This window comes from Halonotius pteroides (assembly GCF_003605635.1).
GTDB lineage: Archaea > Halobacteriota > Halobacteria > Halobacteriales > Haloferacaceae > Halonotius > Halonotius pteroides.
The window spans coordinates 20,451-37,521 of record NZ_QMDW01000016.1 but is presented as its reverse complement, the minus strand read 5'-3'; the positions used below and the strand labels follow the sequence as shown (position 1 = coordinate 37,521).

Below are 17,071 nucleotides of genomic sequence, written 5' to 3'. Positions count from 1 at the left end.
GTCTGACAAATTCAAGCATGTGAGTTACTACCAATCAGGTGGTTTATATACTGCAACGAGCGACCACGGCTCACGCCGGTCGGTGATGGCGGAGGCGAGTGATGGCACCTGCAGAGTACAGATGGTGTAGCAAGCACCCACCTATTTGACGCAGGTGGGCGTAGGACACCTATACACGTGGCCGTCGTGTCGCGTCTGGACGAGCGCGACAGGATGGCGGTTCCAACCGATGAAACTACGCGTCAAACCACTCGATAGGGAGACTCCGGGCAACGGGATCGCAACGATCGACCGCGAGTCGATGGCGACACTCGGGGTCACCAACGGCGATTTTGTCACAATCAGCCACGGGAATCAGACAGCCGTCCTCCGGGCACGACTCAGCCAAAACCGGGATCGACAACGCGGGATCATCGGCATCGACGGCCAAACCCGGAAGACCCTCGGCACCCGCATCGACCAACTCGTCGAGGTCTCCTCGGCGGATGTCGAACCAGCCGCCCGACTGGCGGTCGTCATCCCCGAAGGATTGCGAATCCAGGGCGATATCGCCGCCTACATTCACGATAAGCTCGCCAACCGCGCGGTCAGCCCCGGCAAAACGGTGTCGGTGACCATGGGCTTTCGCTCGCTGAACGGAAGTTCGAACCGCCGCATCCCGGTGAAGATCGTCGGCAGCGACCCCGGCGGTACCATCGTCGTCACCGACTCAACGACGATTGATATCGTCGAAGAGCCAACCGACCGCGACGACGAGGAAACGGAGCCAGCCGACGCCGACCCGCCGGGGATCACCTACGAGGATGTCGGCGGCCTCGACGCCGAACTCGATGCGGTACGGGAGATGATCGAGTTGCCGATGCGCCACCCTGAGCTGTTTCAGGCCCTTGGGATCGAGCCGCCACAGGGCGTCTTGCTGCATGGCCCACCCGGCACCGGCAAGACTCTCATCGCGAAGGCCGTCGCCAACGAGATCGAGGCGGATTTCCAGACCATCTCGGGGCCGGAAATCATGTCCAAATACTACGGCGAAAGCGAAGAGCGGCTCCGGGAGGTCTTCGAGACCGCCGAAAGCGAGGGATCCGCGATCGTCTTCATCGACGAGATCGACTCAATCGCGCCGAAACGTGGCGACACCGAGGGCAGCGTCGAACACCGCGTGGTCGCCCAACTTCTCTCGCTGATGGACGGGCTGGGCGAGCACGGCCAGATCACCGTCATCGGCACCACAAACCGCATCGACGCCGTCGACCCCGCCCTCCGGCGCGGCGGCCGCTTCGACCGTGAGATCGAGGTCGGCGCGCCGGATGCCAACGGGCGTGGAGAGATCCTCCGGATTCACACCCGCGAGATGCCGCTTGCCGACGATATCGATCTCGACGCCTACGCGAGCAACACCCATGGCTTCGTCGGCGCGGATCTCGAAAGCGTGGTGCGGGAAGCCGGGATGAACGCCCTCCGCCGTGTGCGGCCAACGCTCGATCTTGATGCGGCGACGATCGACGCCGAGACGCTCGAACAGCTGGCCGTGACCGCGGGGGATTTCCGGCAGGCGCTCAGGGATGTCGAACCCAGCGCGCTCAGAGAAGTCTTCGTTGAGGCCCCGGCTGTGACCTGGGACGATGTCGGCGGCCTTACCGAGACAAAAACCAGACTCCAGGAAGCGATCCAGTGGCCACTCGCCTATCCCGAGGCCTACCGACAGGTTGACCTCCAGTCGCCGAGCGGCATTCTCCTCCATGGGCCACCCGGCACCGGCAAGACACTGCTGGCGAAGGCCGTTGCCAACGAGGCCGACTCAAACTTCATCTCGGTGAAAGGGCCGGAACTGTTCGATAAGTATGTTGGCGAGTCTGAAAAGGGCGTTCGAGAGATCTTTGCGAAGGCACGGGAGAACGCCCCAGCGGTCGTCTTCTTCGATGAGATCGACGCCATCGCCGCCCAGCGCGGCAGCGGGGGCGGCTCCCAGGTCAGCGAGCGCGTCGTCAGTCAACTGCTGACCGAACTCGATGGGCTGGAAGCACTCGAAGAGGTGGTCGTGATCGCCGCGACAAACCGACCGGAGCTTCTCGACAACGCCCTCACCCGGGCTGGCCGAATCGAAGCGCAGATCCCGGTTGGGGAACCCGACGAAGCAGCCAGACGCGAGATTCTGGCGATCCACACCCGCGACCGGCCGGTCGCCGGCGATGTCGACCTTGAGGCGTTGGCAGCGGCGACCGAGGGCTTCGTCGGCGCGGAGTTGGCGGCCCTCTGTCGAACCGCAGCGACCGAGGCCGTGCGGGCCCATGTCCATGCCCGCAATGAGGGGCGACCGGCGGTCGTCGCGGAGATGCGACTCACACGTCCGGGGTTTGAAGCCGCCCTCAACGAGATCAGCGACGAGGATCGAACGATCGACTGGCCTGCTCGTGACGACGACGCGACCGCTGTGACCGAGGCCGACACCGAGGCCACAGCCGACAACGCCACCGAAGCGACTGACAGCGCGGCTGGTGACGATATAGACGACACTGCGGTCGCTGACGACGCAACCGCCGAAGGGCCTGCTGAGACACACAAGGCCGACACCGCTGATGCGGTGGTTCCACCGGATTCGGGTGTCGAAAGCGGCGGACGCACGGTCGACGCTGACGAGGGCCGCGAGGATTCGACTGCGGACGCAGAGACACCGGCTGCTGTCGACGCTGAGAGGGACACCGAGCAGAAAGCCGACCGCGACAGCGACAACACAAACGAAGAGGGATCGACCTAACGCCGCCGGTCAGGCGAGATCCGGGCCGCGGGTCAACTCGCGGTGTTTCTCCTCAAGGAACGAGTAGACCGTACCGTGGGGTGAGCCATCGAGAATCATCCCAACCGCCCGTCGAACCGCCTCAACCTCCTCAGATTCACCGATAACCCCGACCGTCGAGCCGTAGATGACGACATCGGCACCCGATAGCTCTTCCATGAGCTCTCGCGTACGGCCATCCTCGCCGATAATGCGGCCTTTCTGGCGGCGAAGATCGTTGTCGTTGCGGGTCTGCTCGGAGAGGTCGATCAGCTCGAAGCGTCGCAGATCGCCATCCAGCAGCGACAACGCGGTTTCGGGTTTGAAGCCTCGGCCGATCGCCTTGACGATATCCGGAGCGACAAGCGCGCTCACGGGATCGCCAACCGACTCGATGGCGACAGAACCGGACTCGGAGTCGATATCCAGCCGCACCTCCGCCCGAGATTCGATCTCCCGCATCGTCTCGCCACCCTCACCGATGAGGACGCCGATCCGATCCTGCGGGACTGTGACGTGTTGCATACGGTTGATACCCTGCGGATCTGTTTAAGCGTGTTCCTCGGCCCACGCGAGGCCATAGTCGGCTTTCACCACCGGACTCGGTCGTCGTCGCCGGCGATATACGCAAAGAGGTCGTTGCCGGAGGTGTCTACCCCCTGCCGGCTGAAGAAGGCGGCGACGTTCTCACAATCTCGGCGGAGCAGATCGCCGGCGTTTGGATGATGGATGGTGACGGCCTGCCCGAGGTCGATAATCACGAGCTCGCCGTCGTGAATGATCATGTTGTACTCCGAAAGGTCGCCGTGGATCAGCCCTGCTGTGTGGAGCCGGCGCATGTATTCGCGGACAACCTCATAGGCTGTTTCGGGGTTTTCAACGGTGACCTCGGCAAGCCGACGGGCGCGATCCTCAACGAGGCCGACGAGCTCCATCACAAGGACGTTGCGCTCAACAGCGATCGGAGCGGGGACGCGAACGCCGGCTTCTCGGGCTCGTTGGAGATTCGCAAACTCCTTGCGCACCCACGCGAGGACGACCGCTTTCTTATCGGAGCCAAGCCCCTCAAACCGTGGGTCGCCCTCCAGATACGTCCGCATCTGCTGAAACGGCGAGGCGTTGATCCGAAAGATCTTCACGGCGACTTCGGTGTTGTCGGCACCGAGAGCCTCATACACATTAGCCTCTTTGCCGGTCGAGATCGGCCCGCCGAAGGCCTCGATGTGGTCGTCAGCGACAAGTTTGTACAACGCGCCGAAGGTCGCATCGTCGAACACCGACTGCTCGACTTTGAACTGCTCGGCGTCTTTGATCTGTGCCTCAAACTCCTCGAACTTCCGGTCGCGCTCGCGGGCGATCCGGTCGGCCTCGGTGTCGGTAACGTCGATCTCCTCCCACTCGTCGCCGATCGCGGCCTCGGGGTCGGTATCGAGCAGTCCGTACTCGTCGGTCATTGCCGATGGTTACACGCGGCAGCGGGAAAAGCATCGCCGGTCGGCCACCGTTACTGAATGTGACCGTCGTTACGAAGCTGGTCGGCTTCGCTTTGCTCGTAGCGGTGGACGATGTCGGCCTTCTCGTCTTGCCAGTCCCACGGATCGACGATGACGAGGTCGTCTTCGCGGATCCAGACGCGTTTCTGCATCCGCCCCGGGATGCGGGCCGTACGCTCGACACCGTCGGCACAGCGAACGGTCACGCGATTGGCACCGAGCATGTCGGTTACCTCGGCGAAAACCTCCCCGTCGTCGGGCATGCGGAGGTCACGTCGCCCCTTGTTGTCGCTCATATCCGAGCGTTGGGAATCACGTGTGTAAAAATCGTGGGGTTGCGGGCGAGCAACGAGAGGGGGCTACACACACCCGCCAGCGGCCGATTCGACGGTCTCTGGAGCGTCGTCATCGACCACATCTTGTGTTAGTGTGTAACACAGAGTACCGGCTGTCGTTGGATCAGAACCATCCGGAACCCTAAACGATGTCTCCGGGCTGTCGTAATCGCTGTCGTTGTAGACCCAGACCGTTGTCGGGTCGTCAACACGGTCGTTGTACTGATCCCGCACGTCGACTGGGAACGGCCCCCCATCGTCGGCGGTGTCATTTCGGAGATAGGCCGACGACGGGTCGGTGGTGTTTGTTCCGATACCGATCTTATTGATCGTCAGCTCGTAGGTTTCGGAGCTATCGAGCGTGATAGTGACAACGTCGCCAGCGACGGCGACAGAATCGACAGTCGACTGCCCGTCGAGAATCGTTTCGCGCCACGTCTCAGCCGACAATTGGGTCGGTAGCCGCATCCGGATCGGATCGCCGCTGTCCTCAATCTCTACTGTCGTCGATTCGGTGACGCGCTCGGGAACGACAGACTCGGTGCCGGTGCCGGCCACCGCCAACTCGCCGTCGACAACGAGGATTGAGAGATCGGTGTCGTCGACGACCGGCTGGCGGTTGTCGGCCATCTTGATTCGACTGTCCGAGTCGTGCTGGGCCGCGAGTACGCCGTGTTCGATGCGGTAGTTTGGCGTCTCGTCGAGTTTCCGATACGCGGGCTCGTAGGTGATCGCCCGTGTCATGTAGCTGTGTGTCGTCCCGTTCCAGTAGTTCGCAAACGCTTCGTCGTCGTCGACGGCTTCGGCGTTGTCGATGTGGAGCGTCGCCGGCTCAGTCGTTCGAAGCGTGCCAGCTTTGGGTGGGGGATAGACGAACAGCAGGCGGTCGTCGTACTCTGCGCCGAGATCGAGCGTCGTCGGCTGTGGGCGGCCGGTCACGCTAGTCTCGAAAACTGCCGTCTCAAGCCCAACCAGCTGATCGGCCACTCGCTGGCTGTGATCGAGTTCAGCGCGGCTGATATCCGCCGGAACGAACTGTGCTTGGGCGGTCGTCAGCGCGATCACGAGGAAGCCGAACAGCAGGATCGCACCGATCTGCAGGGACTGCCCGCGGCTGGCGGAAGTATCCATCAAAGGGCGTGGTCGCGGTATCGGATAAAAAAGATCGGCCGATCGACAGCTGTGACCGTTAGGCGTTCAGTTGCTGGCGGCCGGGTTCGATCAGCGCGTTGAGTTCCGCGGCCAGCGCGGATTTCGCGTCCATCGGGTGAAGCTCACCGGCTTCGAGATCGGCTTCCAGCGTCTCGTAGTCGTCGTACTCAAGCTCGCCGCCGTACTCCTCGGGCCGTTCGACAACGACCGTCTCGACCCGCGGGAAAACGTGGTAGCGAAACAGCTGGAGCACCGGATTCTCCCGCTCGTTGCCATCGCCATCGGGATCAGGATCGGCCGTCGGCGGGCAGTAGGCGTCGTTGATCTTTGCCTCGATGTCGTTCTCGCTGTCTTCCATCGAGATCGTCACGCCGGAACTGGAGGCCATCTTGCCGACGCCGCTGTCGAGGTCGGCGATAATCGGCGTGTGTAGGGCGGGCCGCACGTCGTATTCGAGTTCCGGCAGCGTCTCCCGAGCCAGCATGTGAACCTTTCGCTGGTCGAGGCCGCCGACCGCGAGATCAACGTCGAGGTATTCGATATCGAGTGCCTGCATAAGCGGATAAACCATCTGGGAGACCTTCGCGTGGTCGCCGCGGGCGATCTCGGCCATCGCGCGTGTGGCACGGGAGAGCGTCGTTTCGAGCTCAGCGGCGTGGAGATCCAGCGTGTACGCCTCATCGAGTTGAAACGTTGAGCCGAGGACAAACTCGGTTTGGGATTCGTCGAGCCCGTAGGCGATAAACTGCTCTTGCATGCGGTCGGCCGTCTCCCGGATTTCGGCGAACGTACCCTTGTCGTTAAGATAGGCATGCACATCGGCCAAGAGGACGGTCACATCGAAACCAGCCTTCTGGAGGTCGATCAGCTTTGTCGCCGTCAACATGTGGCCGATGTGGAGAACGCCGGAGGGTTCGTAGCCGACATACGCGTGCTTGCCGTCGGGGTCGTCGGCCAACTCCGCTAGTTCCTCCTCGGTGACCACCTCGGCGGCGTTCCGGGTGATCAGCTCGTAGGCGTCCATGTACGCCTGTCGGGTCAGCGGTGTAAAATGACTTCTGAATACGGCCGGAAGCTGGCCGAGTTATGTGCCGCCGCTTTTTGTATCCGCCCGGTGCTCGCTGATGAGTTCGTCGACCATGCTGGCTTTCTGTTCGCGTTCACGCGTTTCGGCACGCTCCTCCCAGTCGTCGATGACGGCCTCGATCTCGCTGTCGTCAACGACAGCGAGTTCATCGATCTCCTGAATCGACACGTCCCCGGCGGAGCCGACAGGGATGCCGGCCTCGAACAACACGTCGTCGGCCGCATCCGACAACCCGCCGCCGCGGATGACGACCCGTGGATCGATCTCGGCGACGCGCTCGGCCGTGCTCCGGCCGGCCCCCGAGGCATCGCGGAAGTAGATGATATCGCCGCGCGTGAGTCCAACCTCATCCTCGGCGTCGTCGAGGGCGCGGTTGGTAAACTGCTCGACGATCTTCACCGAGACGAGGTTCCGGTCGCCGGTGACGGCGGCATCAGAGTGATCGAGCTTCCAGAGTTCCTTGAGCCGATCAAGTTTGGCTTCAAGCTCATCGGCCCGCTCCTGAGCCTCGTCGCGTTCGCGCTCCAGCCGATCGGTTTCACGCTTGAGCCGAGAAACTGCGCGCCGCTCGCGGGCCTCCCGGCGTTCCTCGCGTTTGGCCTCCGAGAGCTCCTCTTCGTATGTTTCGATTGTGTCCTCCCGATCAGCTAGTTCGGCCTGTAGATCCTCGGTGTGAGACTGCAGCCGGTCGACCTGCGCTTCGAGATCCTTGATGCGCTGCTCTTCGGTTGTGAGTTCCCGCGGTTCGTGGGTTGATTCCTCATCGTCGCCGTCATCCTCGTCTGAGAGTTCTGCCAGCGCGGCCTCAACGGAGGATTCGTTGGCGACGACGTGGGCGATGACCTCCTCGCGGTCGAACTGCGGCGGCGTCTTGTCGCTGATGCGGTCGAACTGATCCTCGCGGTCATCGTAGGCGTACAGCGCGGCCGCCATCGCGTCGCGTTCGTGATCGTTGTCGTACTCGTGGTCGCGGGTGCGGTGAAGCTTCTCGTCGACCGGTAGATCGCTCTCGGGCGTCCACGCGGTCGCCTCGAAGCTCCGGCGGAACTCCTCGACGGTCTGGGGGATCGGTGTCACGTCGGCAGCAACGATCAACGGCCGGCCCTGCTCGATCAGCCATTCGGTCACTGCAGCGGTGTCGGCCGTTCGGCTGGAAAACCGCGCCAACACGCGGCCATCCAGCGAGACAACGGCGGCGGCGGTCGTCGTGCCGGGATCGATGCCGACGATGACGCGGTCGCGTCGTTTCACGAGCGGCTCGTAGCTGATCCCATCGCGCTGCTCGCGTTCGATCTCGATACGGGTATCGCCGGCGCGGTGGGTCGAAACGGGCAGTTCGTCCGGCGTCGCCTCAACGGTGAAGATGGCGTTCGAGTAGCCGCCGTATTTTTCAGTTACGTCCTGTTCGTAGTCGAGATTCGCACCATCGAGTTTTGATTCGACCTCGCGGGCGACCTTCTTGACGTTGCCGTGGATCCGCCGTGTAAATCGATCCTGGCTCCAGCCGCCGCCACCGCCGGTTGAGCGGCCGCGGGCAACCTTGACCGTCGTTGTATCGGTGAACGCCGAGACCTCACAGCCGACGTTGGCGGTCGCCAGCCGCGCAGCGGCCTCGGCTTCGGCCATCGGTTTTTTCTCGTAGGGAACGCCGTGACGGGACGCCACCCGTGAGAGCGGTTCAGGGCGTTCGTCGCCGGTCACCTGGACGAGTTTCGTCGCCGATGGCAACGACCGCAGAAAGCCAACGAGTTCGTTTTTGTCGGCGGCGAGTTCGTAGGCGTTGTCGGTCGCGACGAGTGCCGGGTTCTCGTCGTCGATGAGTCGGCAGAGCTTCCGGAAGGAAACGACATCGCGCTCGATTTCGCCGTCACTGAGGACGACTAACGCGTACGCTGGCGCGTCGCCCCGGATATCGCCGCTTTGGATATCGACGCCGAACACCGGTGCGTCGATGGCGTTTGTCCGGACAGTCACAGACAGCGATAGGGCATCAACCGATAAATAGGCCACGCCGAGTGGGCCATTGCCGGCAAGATTACCGTTTGTTGGCCGACACCGACGGCGACATCTGTCGGCGGGTGGCTGTGGTGACAACGCGGGTGAGTTCGGGGAGGATCTCCGGGTCGGCTTTGGCGACACGCGCATGGATCGACAGCGACGGTGGCAGTGTTGTCGACTCGACTGCGGCGACGATGACAGCCAGTGAGGGGTGGTGGGCACGGAGGGCTGCCCGAAAATCAGCCAATGAGAGGCTACCGGTGCCGGCGTCGATGAGTACGCAGTCAGCGGGCGCCGCGATATGCGCCGGCTGGCTGTCGTCCGGCACTACCGTCGCTGTCAGAGTAAGATCCGGACAGCGATCGACGGCATCGGCCACGGCCTCGCGGTACGAGGCGTCATCAGAGATCAAAACCAGACTGACCGCTGGGTTGCTGCCCATGCCTGAGCGTTGACAGCGACCGACAAAACCGCTGCTAGGAGGGCTCCTGTGAGAACAAGCCTCATGGGCAGCGTCCAGCCAGGACGGTTACTACAGTGCCGACTCGTCATCGGGGTACGGTACCGCAACCTCCTGGCCGTCGCTGGCGATAAACACCTCGGCGTCGGCAGCGTCGACAGCACCGGCTTTGATCGGCGACGGATCAGCCCCGTATCGTGAGGAGATATGTGTCAGCGCAAGCCGTTTGACGCCGGCCGCCGCGGCGAGTTCGCCGGCCTCTCGGCCGGTCGCGTGTTTGGTCTCGCGGGCGCGGGCAGCGTGGTCGTCAGCAAAGGTGGCATCGTGTATCAGGAGATCCGCGTCGGCGGCGATCGACTCGACGGCCGCCGTCGGGCGGGTGTCGCCGGTGTAGACAACCCGACGACCAGGCCGTGAATCGCCGACGACATCGTCGGGTTCGATCACCTGGCCGTCATCAAGTTCGACCGACTTGCCGTTGTGAAGCTTGCCGTATTTCGGCCCTGGTGGGATGCCCAACTCGTTTTCGGCTTTCTGGCGGTCGAAGCGACCCGGGCGGTCGTCCTCGATGAGCGCGTAGCCGACCGAGGTGACGCGGTGGTCGGTCTCGACGGCCCGAACCACATACTCGTCGGTTTCGTGAGCGATATCGCCGGCGGCGAGCTCGTCGATATCGATCCGAAAGGACGGCGAGTGGCCACAGACCCCGAGTAAGTCGTCGATATCGCTGTATGTACCACGCGGGCAGTGGATGGTCAACGGGTCGGTACGATCGTTGAAATCCCAACTCTGGACGAGGCCAGGGATGCCAAGCACGTGATCGCCGTGAAGATGCGTGACAAAGATGTCTGAGACCCTAAAACCGGTGCCGTGGCGCATCATCTGTCGCTGGGTGCCCTCCCCACAGTCGAACAGCAGGCGGTCGCCCTCGCGGTTGACCATGATCGCACTGGGGGCTCGTTGGGTCGTCGGCACGGCCCCACTGGTTCCGAGAAACGTCACGCGTAACGACATGGGCGGGGCTCAACCACCGAGCGATAAACCCCCTTCGGAACGACAGCCCGACGGGCTCGCGGCGAGAGTACCGTGAGCAAGCGCGGGATCGACCGATTCTTACGCCACCGGCCCCCAGCGTCGCCAATGGACGCACCGCTGTGGATCGACACCTACGCCCCCGAGCTTGCTGACCTCCCACAGCCGGAGGTGCGCGATCGACTCCAACGAACCGTCGGTGAACCGATGAATCTCCTGCTACAGGGGCCGCCGGGCGTCGGCAAAACCGCCGCCGCCCGCGCGGTGGCCCGAGCAGTCCACGAGGATCCCGATGCGGATCTGATCGAGCTCAACGTCGCCGACTTCTTCGGTCGCAGCAAAAAGGAGATCACAAACGATCCCCGATTCGAGGGGTTTCTCGCCGGCAAGAGCCGGATGGGCAAAGCCGATATGATCAACCACGTGCTCACCGAGTCGGCGAGCCATGCCCCTGTCTCCGGTGAGTTCAAAACGATCCTGTTGGACAACGCCGAGGCGATCCGGGAGGATTTCCAACAGGCTCTCCGTCGGGTGATGGAACAACACCACCGGACGACGCAGTTTGTGTTCACGACCCGCCAGCCGACAACGCTGATCGCCCCGATCCACTCGCGGTGTTTTCCGGTGCCGATGCGAACGCCGACGACCGACGAGACCATCGCTCGGCTTGAAGCCATCTGTGACGCCGAGGACATCGCGTACGACACCGACGGGCTCGAATTCGTCGCCAGCGCGGCCGACGGCGACCTCCGGGAAGCGATTCTGACCGCCCAGACGACCGTCGAACAGGAGGGTGAACTCACGATGCAAACCGCCTACGAGACGCTGGGCGACATCGGCGACGACGAGGCGATCGCCGCCGCCCTGACCGCCGCCCGAGCCGGCGAGTTCAGCGATGCCCGCGGGACGCTGGATGACCTGCTGTCGGATGGCGGCTACGACGGCAAGACGCTCCTGACAGAGTTGCTGCGGGTCGCCCGCTCACAGTCGGCCCTCGACAGCGACGAGATCGCCCGCCTCCACAAGCTCGCCGGCGCGGCCGACCACGAACTGAGCGAGGGCCTCGGCGACAAGCTCCATCTCATGCATCTCCTGACTGCATGGGCGGATGGCCGAACTGAGCTTCGGGCGATGGCCTAACCATGCTTCCGATGCTCCCCACCATCGCCGTCGCATCCGGCGCGTGGCGATACGCCGCGGCCTGTTTTGTCGCTGCTGTCGTCGCCGTCGTTGTCTTCCCACCGGGGGTGGCCGTCGCCCTTGCGCTCGGCGTCGCAGTCCTGTGGTTCCACCGCGATCCCGGTCGGAACCCGCCGGAATCGGGGATCGTCGCCCCCGCCGACGGCCGGGTGTCGGTGCTGCGCGAGGAGGGTGACCGGGTTCGCGTTGGGATCTTCATGAACGTCACCGATGTCCACGTGAACCGCGCGCCGGTCGCCGGTACGGTGGAATCGGTCGAGCATCGCCCCGGCGCGTACAAGCCGGCGTTTTCGAAGGAGTCCGATCGCAACGAGCGTGTCGTCGTCGACTGCGGCGACTACCAGATCGCGCTGATCGCCGGCTGGTTCGCCCGCCGGATTCACCCCTACGTCGAGGCCGGCGACGATCTTGTTCGTGGCCAACGAATCGGCCATGTCTCCTTTGGGAGTCGGGCTGACGTGGTGTTGCCGCCGCGATACGACCGTGACGATGTCCGTGTCGCCGTCGACGAGACGGTCACCGCCGGTGAAACGCGCCTGGTTGCGACTGAGCCGTCGGCATCGACGCACTGAACAGCCAGAGCCGGTGACAACCGGTAGTATCGATGGGCTGGGACGGAATTTTATACCGTGGCTGGGTAACGAACCCTAAGCCGTGGACGACGCGATACTGGGCACCGGAGCGATCGGCGCGGTCAGCGTGCCACCTAGCAAACCACCGATCGAGATCGTTGCCGACGGGCGAGAGAGCGTCGTCCGGGAGTTTGTCAGCGACGATGCGGCCGACCCCAAAGCGTTGTCAACCTACGAAAATCGGCGGCTGGCCGAACGCGCCGTTCGCAAGCAGCTATCGACAAGCCGCTACCCATGTGCGTTGGTCTGGGAAACCGACCACAGCGTCGGCGGCCTTCTGTGGAACGACCAGTTCAAACGCCTTCGGGTGTCGTACAGTCAGTTGCAGCGGGCCTGGACTGTCGCTCCGGTGACCGACGAGTTCATGTTCTGCTCACTGCAGGAGCACCGACACGCCTGCCGGTTCGGCAGATCGATCCAGCGAGAGTATGAGTTCAAGCAGCTTGAAATACGAACCAAAGCCGGTGCGATAGATCGGCTCATCGACCATCGCTTTCTCCGACAGTCGATCACTGATTCAGGTGTACAGTTTACGCGGTAGCAGGGCGACTACCAGGGCTCGTTTTTCGCTCCGATGAGGTAGGCGACGATATTGGTGCCGACGTGTAACACCGGGGTCACGACGACGATGACCACGAGGACGCCGAGCGTGAACGTCGCCTGTGCCCACCCGGGCGCGAAAACGAAGGCAGAAAGAAGGGCACCCACCACAAAATCAAGCTGATCAACGCCGGGAAACGCCGCCCCACGGGCACGGCCGCTCCGGCGTTTGAGAAAGGAGGCGGCGATATCACCGGCCATCGCACCGGCTGCAAGGCCAAGCGCCCCCGCCGGCGGAAACGTTGGCAGCGAGAGTCCGATGGCGGAGCCCAACGGCGCGGCAGCGACGTTGAGCCCGGCGGCGAGGGTGATCCCGACAAGCGTGCCGACAGCAGTGCCGCGCCACGTCTTACCGTCGCCAAGCAGTCGCCGATCACCCCACATGCGACCACCATCGATCGGGCGGCCACCGCCAGCGAGTACCGCCGCATTGTTCGGCACGTAGGCCGGCAGCATCGCCCAAAACGCTGTCACAACGAGCCCGACTACCATATCCGAGGGAGGCGGCGGCGGGAATAAAGGAACACTGGTTCGCCGACAGGGGGCGATCCACATGACCTAAGCGTCCACACTCCAACCATAGGACATGTCCTCGTGGAAGCGTGATATCGCCAGCGGGCTGGTGGTGCTGTTACCGCTGGGCATTCTCCTGTTTGTGCTCAACTATCTTTACGAGCGAGTCATTGCCCTCCCGCTGATCAGCAGCCTCGATTTTATCGGCCTCGGTGTCCCTGAGAGCCTCGTCCCGTTGGCCCGGATCATCGTTGCCCTCGTTCTCATTATCACATTGATCCTCGCGGTGGGCTATCTGATGCGGACGACCGCCGGCCGGCTCTTCGAGTCGGCGTTGGATGGAGCGATCAACCGCATGCCGGGGCTCCGGGTCGTCTACAACGCAACGAAACTCGCCGTCGAAACCGCACTCTCCGGCACCGACGACCTCCAAGAGCCCGTCCGGCTTGAAACCTGGCCCGGGGTTCGGATGACCGCGTTCAAGACCGGCAAAAAGACACAGGACGGCCGGGTCGTGCTGTTTCTCCCGACCGCACCAAACATTACCACAGGATACGTCATCGAGGTCGAGGCAGATCGTATCGAGGAGACCAACGAGAAGGTCGAGGAAGCCCTGACGCGGGTGTTGAGCGCGGGCTTTGCCGAGTCGGCCCACCAGATCCCCGTTGAGGAAGAAAATCCCGCACGAACGAGCGCAACGACAGTTACGACCGACACGGCTGGCGATGGGGCGACGACAGATACTGAAGTGAAGTAACGAACTGTATTAGATCAGCATACGGCAGTGTACGCTGCGATTTTAGGGCCCGGTTAATACTGTACCCGACCACACATTAGCGTGAATCCTCGGAACTCATCAGGCCAGAAACACGCTCACACGGCGAGAGCAGGCTGGGACGTGGCTACTGAGATCGTTCAGGTGACATAGCACTGTGCTGAGTGTATAGAGAATTAGGGGGACACTGGTTAGTAAGAATCTGAGATATCAATCATGAATCAAGGGATCATGGACGACAGTCAGAGTACACGCAATTATAGTATAAATTATTATATACTTGTCATAATAATTGAGTTGGTATTTTCAATAAATAGACTTTCTGTTGGAGGCTTGGTAGCTTCATCTCTAGAATCAACAAACTGATTCCGGCTAAATGATGATCGAGAGCTATCCTCAAGATGTATTGGGACAATCGCCGTCGGGATCGGTTGATTATCAAGCGGCCTCCAGGGTTCGGCAGCGCGTTTCCTCGGCACCGTTGACTCGATGTTGTACTTCGTGTAGCAACATTTGATACCGGTAGCAGAGAGCCGATCGGGTGGAACCCCAGGCGACCGCTACTGTATCACAGGTTAATATTACCGAGATGAGGGTTTTTAGTATTTTATTATGTTTGCTACTGACCAACGTAGATCTATTTTGTATTATTAGGTTCTTTTTTTCGTAATGGGAAACCATCCCAAGCAACTGTTATTAATCAGAAGTCAGAACAGCGGGGTGGATGTCTAGCAACAACGCAGATGAGACGTTTACCGGGAAATCAAATCAGGACTGGTGGCCCGAGCGACTAAGTTTAGAGATACTTGATCAGAATGGTCAGAAATCCGATCCATTAGAAGCAGACTTCGATTACGCGGAGGCATTTCAGGCACTCGATCTTGAGGAGGTTAAGTCGGATATCGAAGCCGTGCTCACGGAGCCACAAGACTGGTGGCCGGCTGATTATGGCCACTATGGGCCGTTTATGATCCGAATGGCGTGGCATAGTGCTGGCACGTACCGCGCACACGACGGACGCGGCGGCGCAGCCGGTGCTCGCCAGCGGTTTGCGCCGCTTAACAGCTGGCCGGACAACGCGAACCTCGATAAGGCTCGGCGGCTGCTTTGGCCGGTGAAACAGAAGTACGGCCGGAATCTATCGTGGTCTGACCTCATCGTCCTCGCTGGGAACGTGGCTGTTGAGTCGATGGGGTTCCAGACGTACGGCTTCGCTGGCGGCCGGGAAGACGACTTCGACACCGACAAGGCCGTTAATTGGGGCCCGGAAGACGAGTTGGAAACCCAAGATCGCTTCGAGCAGCCCGGAGACATTGAAAAAGGGCTCGGCGCGTCGGTGATGGGGCTCATTTACGTTAACCCTGAAGGGCCGGATGGGCAACCTGACCCGGAGGCGTCGGCGAAGAACATCCGCCAAACGTTCTCCCGGATGGCGATGAACGACAAGCAGACGGCCGCGCTCATTGCCGGGGGCCACACCTTTGGGAAAGTCCACGGAAAGGACGATCCCGAAGAGGTACTCGGCCCTGAACCCGAAGCCGCGCCGATGGAGAACATGGGGCTTGGCTGGCAGAACGACGCTGCCGTTGAGGACGGCGAGGTCACCACGAGCGGTATTGAGGGCCCCTGGACACAGTCGCCGATCAACTGGGATATGGGCTACGTCAACAACCTTCTCGATTATGAGTGGGAGCCCGAGAAAGGGCCGGGCGGTGCCTGGCAGTGGACGCCGAAAAGCGATGAGTTGGCGGACTCCGCACCGGACGCACTTGCTGATGGTGAGCAAGTTACACCGATGATGCTCACGACCGACGTCGCGCTAAAACGCGATCCGGAGTACCGGGAAATCATGGAGACGTTCCAGGAGAACCCCATGGAGTTTGGAATCGCGTTCGCAAAGGCCTGGTATAAACTGACACACCGTGACATGGGGCCACCGGAACGGTTCCTCGGCCCCGAAGTGCCTGAGGAAACGATGATCTGGCAGGATCCGATCCCGGATGCTGAATACAAGTTGGTGGGCGATGAGGCAGTGGCTCACCTCAAGAACGAAATCCTTGAGACAGATATCACACGGGCGCAGTTAGTCAAGACCGCGTGGGCCTCCGCCTCAACGTACCGCGACAGCGACAAGCGTGGCGGTGCAAACGGGGCTCGCATCCGCCTAGAGCCACAGCGAAGTTGGGATGTTAACGAGCCAGAACAGCTAGAGCAGGTCTTGGAAACATACGAACGCATCCAAGCGGAGTTCAATGAGTCGCGCGACGAGGTGCAGGTGTCGCTGGCTGACCTCGTTGTACTCGGTGGGAACGCGGCTGTTGAGGCGGCCGCAGCCGACGCCGGCTACGACATCGACGTGCCGTTCGAGCCCGGTCGGACGGACGCGACCGCTGAACAGACTGACGCCGACTCATTCGACGCGCTCAAGCCGGAGGTTGATGGGTTCCGCAACTACGTTCCAGACGACATCAGCCGACCGGCTGAGGAACTGCTTGTTGACAAGGCTGACCTGCTGAACCTGACGCCTGATGAGATGACCGCGTTGGTCGGCGGTATGCGAACCATCGGTGCTACCTACGGCGACAGCGAGTACGGCGTGCTCACCGACCAGCCGGCGGTGCTAACGAATGATTTCTTCGTGAACCTCCTGAGCATGGAGACAAACTGGGAACCGTCGGTCGAAGAGCAGGTGTTTGCGGGTTACGACCGCGACACCGGTGATCTCAAATGGAAGGCAACCCGCGCAGATCTGATCTTCGGGTCGCATTCCCGGCTTCGCTCGATTGCCGAGGTGTATGCAGCAGCAGACGGTGAGGAGAAACTTGTTGAAGACTTCGTTGACGCCTGGGCGAAGGTAATGCAGGCAGACCGCTTCGATCTAACCTAACCACCGGACATTCCGTAGACTTCCCAACTCGTTTTTCAACTGCTAGATTTTTGCGAACAGTGTGATTCAGCTAAAACGTATTCATTCTATCGTGGACGACACGCTCGATTAGGAGTCTAAAGATAGTAGTTTGC

At 61.8% G+C, this 17,071-nt stretch carries 15 protein-coding genes; 6 read left to right on the top strand and 9 right to left on the bottom strand.

Features of this window, described 5'->3' with window-relative positions; translation table 11 throughout:
* Positions 1-229 precede the first annotated feature (229 nt).
* Positions 230-2,755, top strand: a complete 2,526-nt coding sequence (locus DP106_RS11040) for a CDC48 family AAA ATPase (protein ID WP_120085313.1) — start codon at positions 230-232, stop codon at positions 2,753-2,755.
* Positions 2,756-2,764: 9 nt separating this feature from the next.
* Here DP106_RS11040 and DP106_RS11035 read toward each other — a convergent pair whose 3' ends face one another.
* From DP106_RS11035 to rnz, 8 genes are all read right to left on the bottom strand, one after another.
* A complete protein-coding gene (locus tag DP106_RS11035) occupies positions 2,765-3,298 on the bottom strand; it encodes a KH domain-containing protein (protein WP_120085312.1) in 534 nt (177 codons plus the stop codon).
* Positions 3,299-3,363: 65 nt separating this feature from the next.
* A complete protein-coding gene (rio1, locus tag DP106_RS11030; RefSeq protein WP_120085311.1) occupies positions 3,364-4,227 on the bottom strand; it encodes a serine/threonine-protein kinase Rio1 in 864 nt (287 codons plus the stop codon).
* A gap of 50 nt (positions 4,228-4,277) precedes the next feature.
* A complete protein-coding gene (eif1A, locus tag DP106_RS11025) occupies positions 4,278-4,562 on the bottom strand; it encodes a translation initiation factor eIF-1A (protein WP_120085310.1) in 285 nt (94 codons plus the stop codon).
* A 63-nt stretch (positions 4,563-4,625) separates the two neighbouring features.
* Positions 4,626-5,732 carry a hypothetical protein gene (locus tag DP106_RS11020; protein WP_120085308.1) on the bottom strand — a complete coding sequence of 369 codons (1,107 nt, stop codon included), beginning with the start codon at positions 5,730-5,732 and terminating at the stop codon, positions 4,626-4,628.
* Between the two features lie 58 nt (positions 5,733-5,790).
* Positions 5,791-6,777 (bottom strand): tyrosine--tRNA ligase, encoded by a 987-nt coding sequence (locus DP106_RS11015; protein WP_120085306.1) that lies wholly within the window; start codon positions 6,775-6,777, stop codon positions 5,791-5,793.
* Positions 6,778-6,837: 60 nt separating this feature from the next.
* Positions 6,838-8,814, bottom strand: coding sequence for a DUF460 domain-containing protein (locus DP106_RS11010; protein WP_120085330.1), 1,977 nt, complete (start codon positions 8,812-8,814; stop codon positions 6,838-6,840).
* Between the two features lie 61 nt (positions 8,815-8,875).
* Positions 8,876-9,280 (bottom strand): response regulator transcription factor, encoded by a 405-nt coding sequence (locus tag DP106_RS11005; protein WP_120085305.1) that lies wholly within the window; start codon positions 9,278-9,280, stop codon positions 8,876-8,878.
* A 90-nt stretch (positions 9,281-9,370) separates the two neighbouring features.
* On the bottom strand, positions 9,371-10,312 hold the full coding sequence (rnz, locus tag DP106_RS11000) for a ribonuclease Z (protein ID WP_120085303.1): 942 nt from the start codon (positions 10,310-10,312) through the stop codon (positions 9,371-9,373).
* A gap of 126 nt (positions 10,313-10,438) precedes the next feature.
* Between rnz and DP106_RS10995 the strand changes: the two genes are divergently transcribed.
* From DP106_RS10995 to DP106_RS10985, 3 genes are all read left to right on the top strand, one after another.
* The gene (locus DP106_RS10995; RefSeq protein ID WP_120085302.1) at positions 10,439-11,470 is read left to right on the top strand and encodes an AAA family ATPase; all 1,032 of its coding nucleotides are present in this window, start codon (positions 10,439-10,441) and stop codon (positions 11,468-11,470) included.
* A 2-nt stretch (positions 11,471-11,472) separates the two neighbouring features.
* A complete protein-coding gene (locus DP106_RS10990; protein ID WP_120085300.1) occupies positions 11,473-12,102 on the top strand; it encodes a protein sorting system archaetidylserine decarboxylase in 630 nt (209 codons plus the stop codon).
* An 82-nt stretch (positions 12,103-12,184) separates the two neighbouring features.
* Entirely contained in the window at positions 12,185-12,703 is a 519-nt protein-coding gene (locus DP106_RS10985) for a hypothetical protein (RefSeq protein WP_120085299.1), read from the top strand.
* 8 nt (positions 12,704-12,711) lie between these two features.
* Here DP106_RS10985 and DP106_RS10980 read toward each other — a convergent pair whose 3' ends face one another.
* Positions 12,712-13,254, bottom strand: coding sequence for a CDP-2,3-bis-(O-geranylgeranyl)-sn-glycerol synthase (locus tag DP106_RS10980; protein ID WP_120085298.1), 543 nt, complete (start codon positions 13,252-13,254; stop codon positions 12,712-12,714).
* 94 nt (positions 13,255-13,348) lie between these two features.
* Here DP106_RS10980 and DP106_RS10975 point away from each other — a divergent pair, with 94 nt between their 5' ends.
* Positions 13,349-14,032 carry a DUF502 domain-containing protein gene (locus DP106_RS10975; protein WP_120085297.1) on the top strand — a complete coding sequence of 228 codons (684 nt, stop codon included), beginning with the start codon at positions 13,349-13,351 and terminating at the stop codon, positions 14,030-14,032.
* Positions 14,033-14,774: 742 nt separating this feature from the next.
* Positions 14,775-16,937: a catalase/peroxidase HPI gene (gene katG, locus DP106_RS10970; RefSeq protein ID WP_120085295.1), complete on the top strand. Its 2,163-nt coding sequence runs from the start codon at positions 14,775-14,777 to the stop codon at positions 16,935-16,937.
* Positions 16,938-17,071: the final 134 nt, after the last annotated feature.

Bases quoted from the DNA above. Each gene is read 5' to 3' on its own strand.
- DP106_RS11035 (WP_120085312.1), bottom strand. From the start codon at position 3,298: ATGCAACACGTCACAGTCCCGCAGGATCGGATCGGCGTCCTCATCGGT.
- DP106_RS11020 (WP_120085308.1), bottom strand. From the start codon at position 5,732: ATGGATACTTCCGCCAGCCGCGGGCAGTCCCTGCAGATCGGTGCGATC.
- DP106_RS10990 (WP_120085300.1), top strand. From the start codon at position 11,473: ATGCTTCCGATGCTCCCCACCATCGCCGTCGCATCCGGCGCGTGGCGA.
- DP106_RS10975 (WP_120085297.1), top strand. From the start codon at position 13,349: ATGTCCTCGTGGAAGCGTGATATCGCCAGCGGGCTGGTGGTGCTGTTA.
- rnz (WP_120085303.1), bottom strand. From the start codon at position 10,312: ATGTCGTTACGCGTGACGTTTCTCGGAACCAGTGGGGCCGTGCCGACG.
- katG (WP_120085295.1), top strand. From the start codon at position 14,775: ATGTCTAGCAACAACGCAGATGAGACGTTTACCGGGAAATCAAATCAG.
- eif1A (WP_120085310.1), bottom strand. From the start codon at position 4,562: ATGAGCGACAACAAGGGGCGACGTGACCTCCGCATGCCCGACGACGGG.
- DP106_RS10980 (WP_120085298.1), bottom strand. From the start codon at position 13,254: ATGGTAGTCGGGCTCGTTGTGACAGCGTTTTGGGCGATGCTGCCGGCC.
- rio1 (WP_120085311.1), bottom strand. From the start codon at position 4,227: ATGACCGACGAGTACGGACTGCTCGATACCGACCCCGAGGCCGCGATC.
- DP106_RS10995 (WP_120085302.1), top strand. From the start codon at position 10,439: ATGGACGCACCGCTGTGGATCGACACCTACGCCCCCGAGCTTGCTGAC.
- DP106_RS11015 (WP_120085306.1), bottom strand. From the start codon at position 6,777: ATGGACGCCTACGAGCTGATCACCCGGAACGCCGCCGAGGTGGTCACC.
- DP106_RS11040 (WP_120085313.1), top strand. From the start codon at position 230: ATGAAACTACGCGTCAAACCACTCGATAGGGAGACTCCGGGCAACGGG.
- DP106_RS11005 (WP_120085305.1), bottom strand. From the start codon at position 9,280: ATGGGCAGCAACCCAGCGGTCAGTCTGGTTTTGATCTCTGATGACGCC.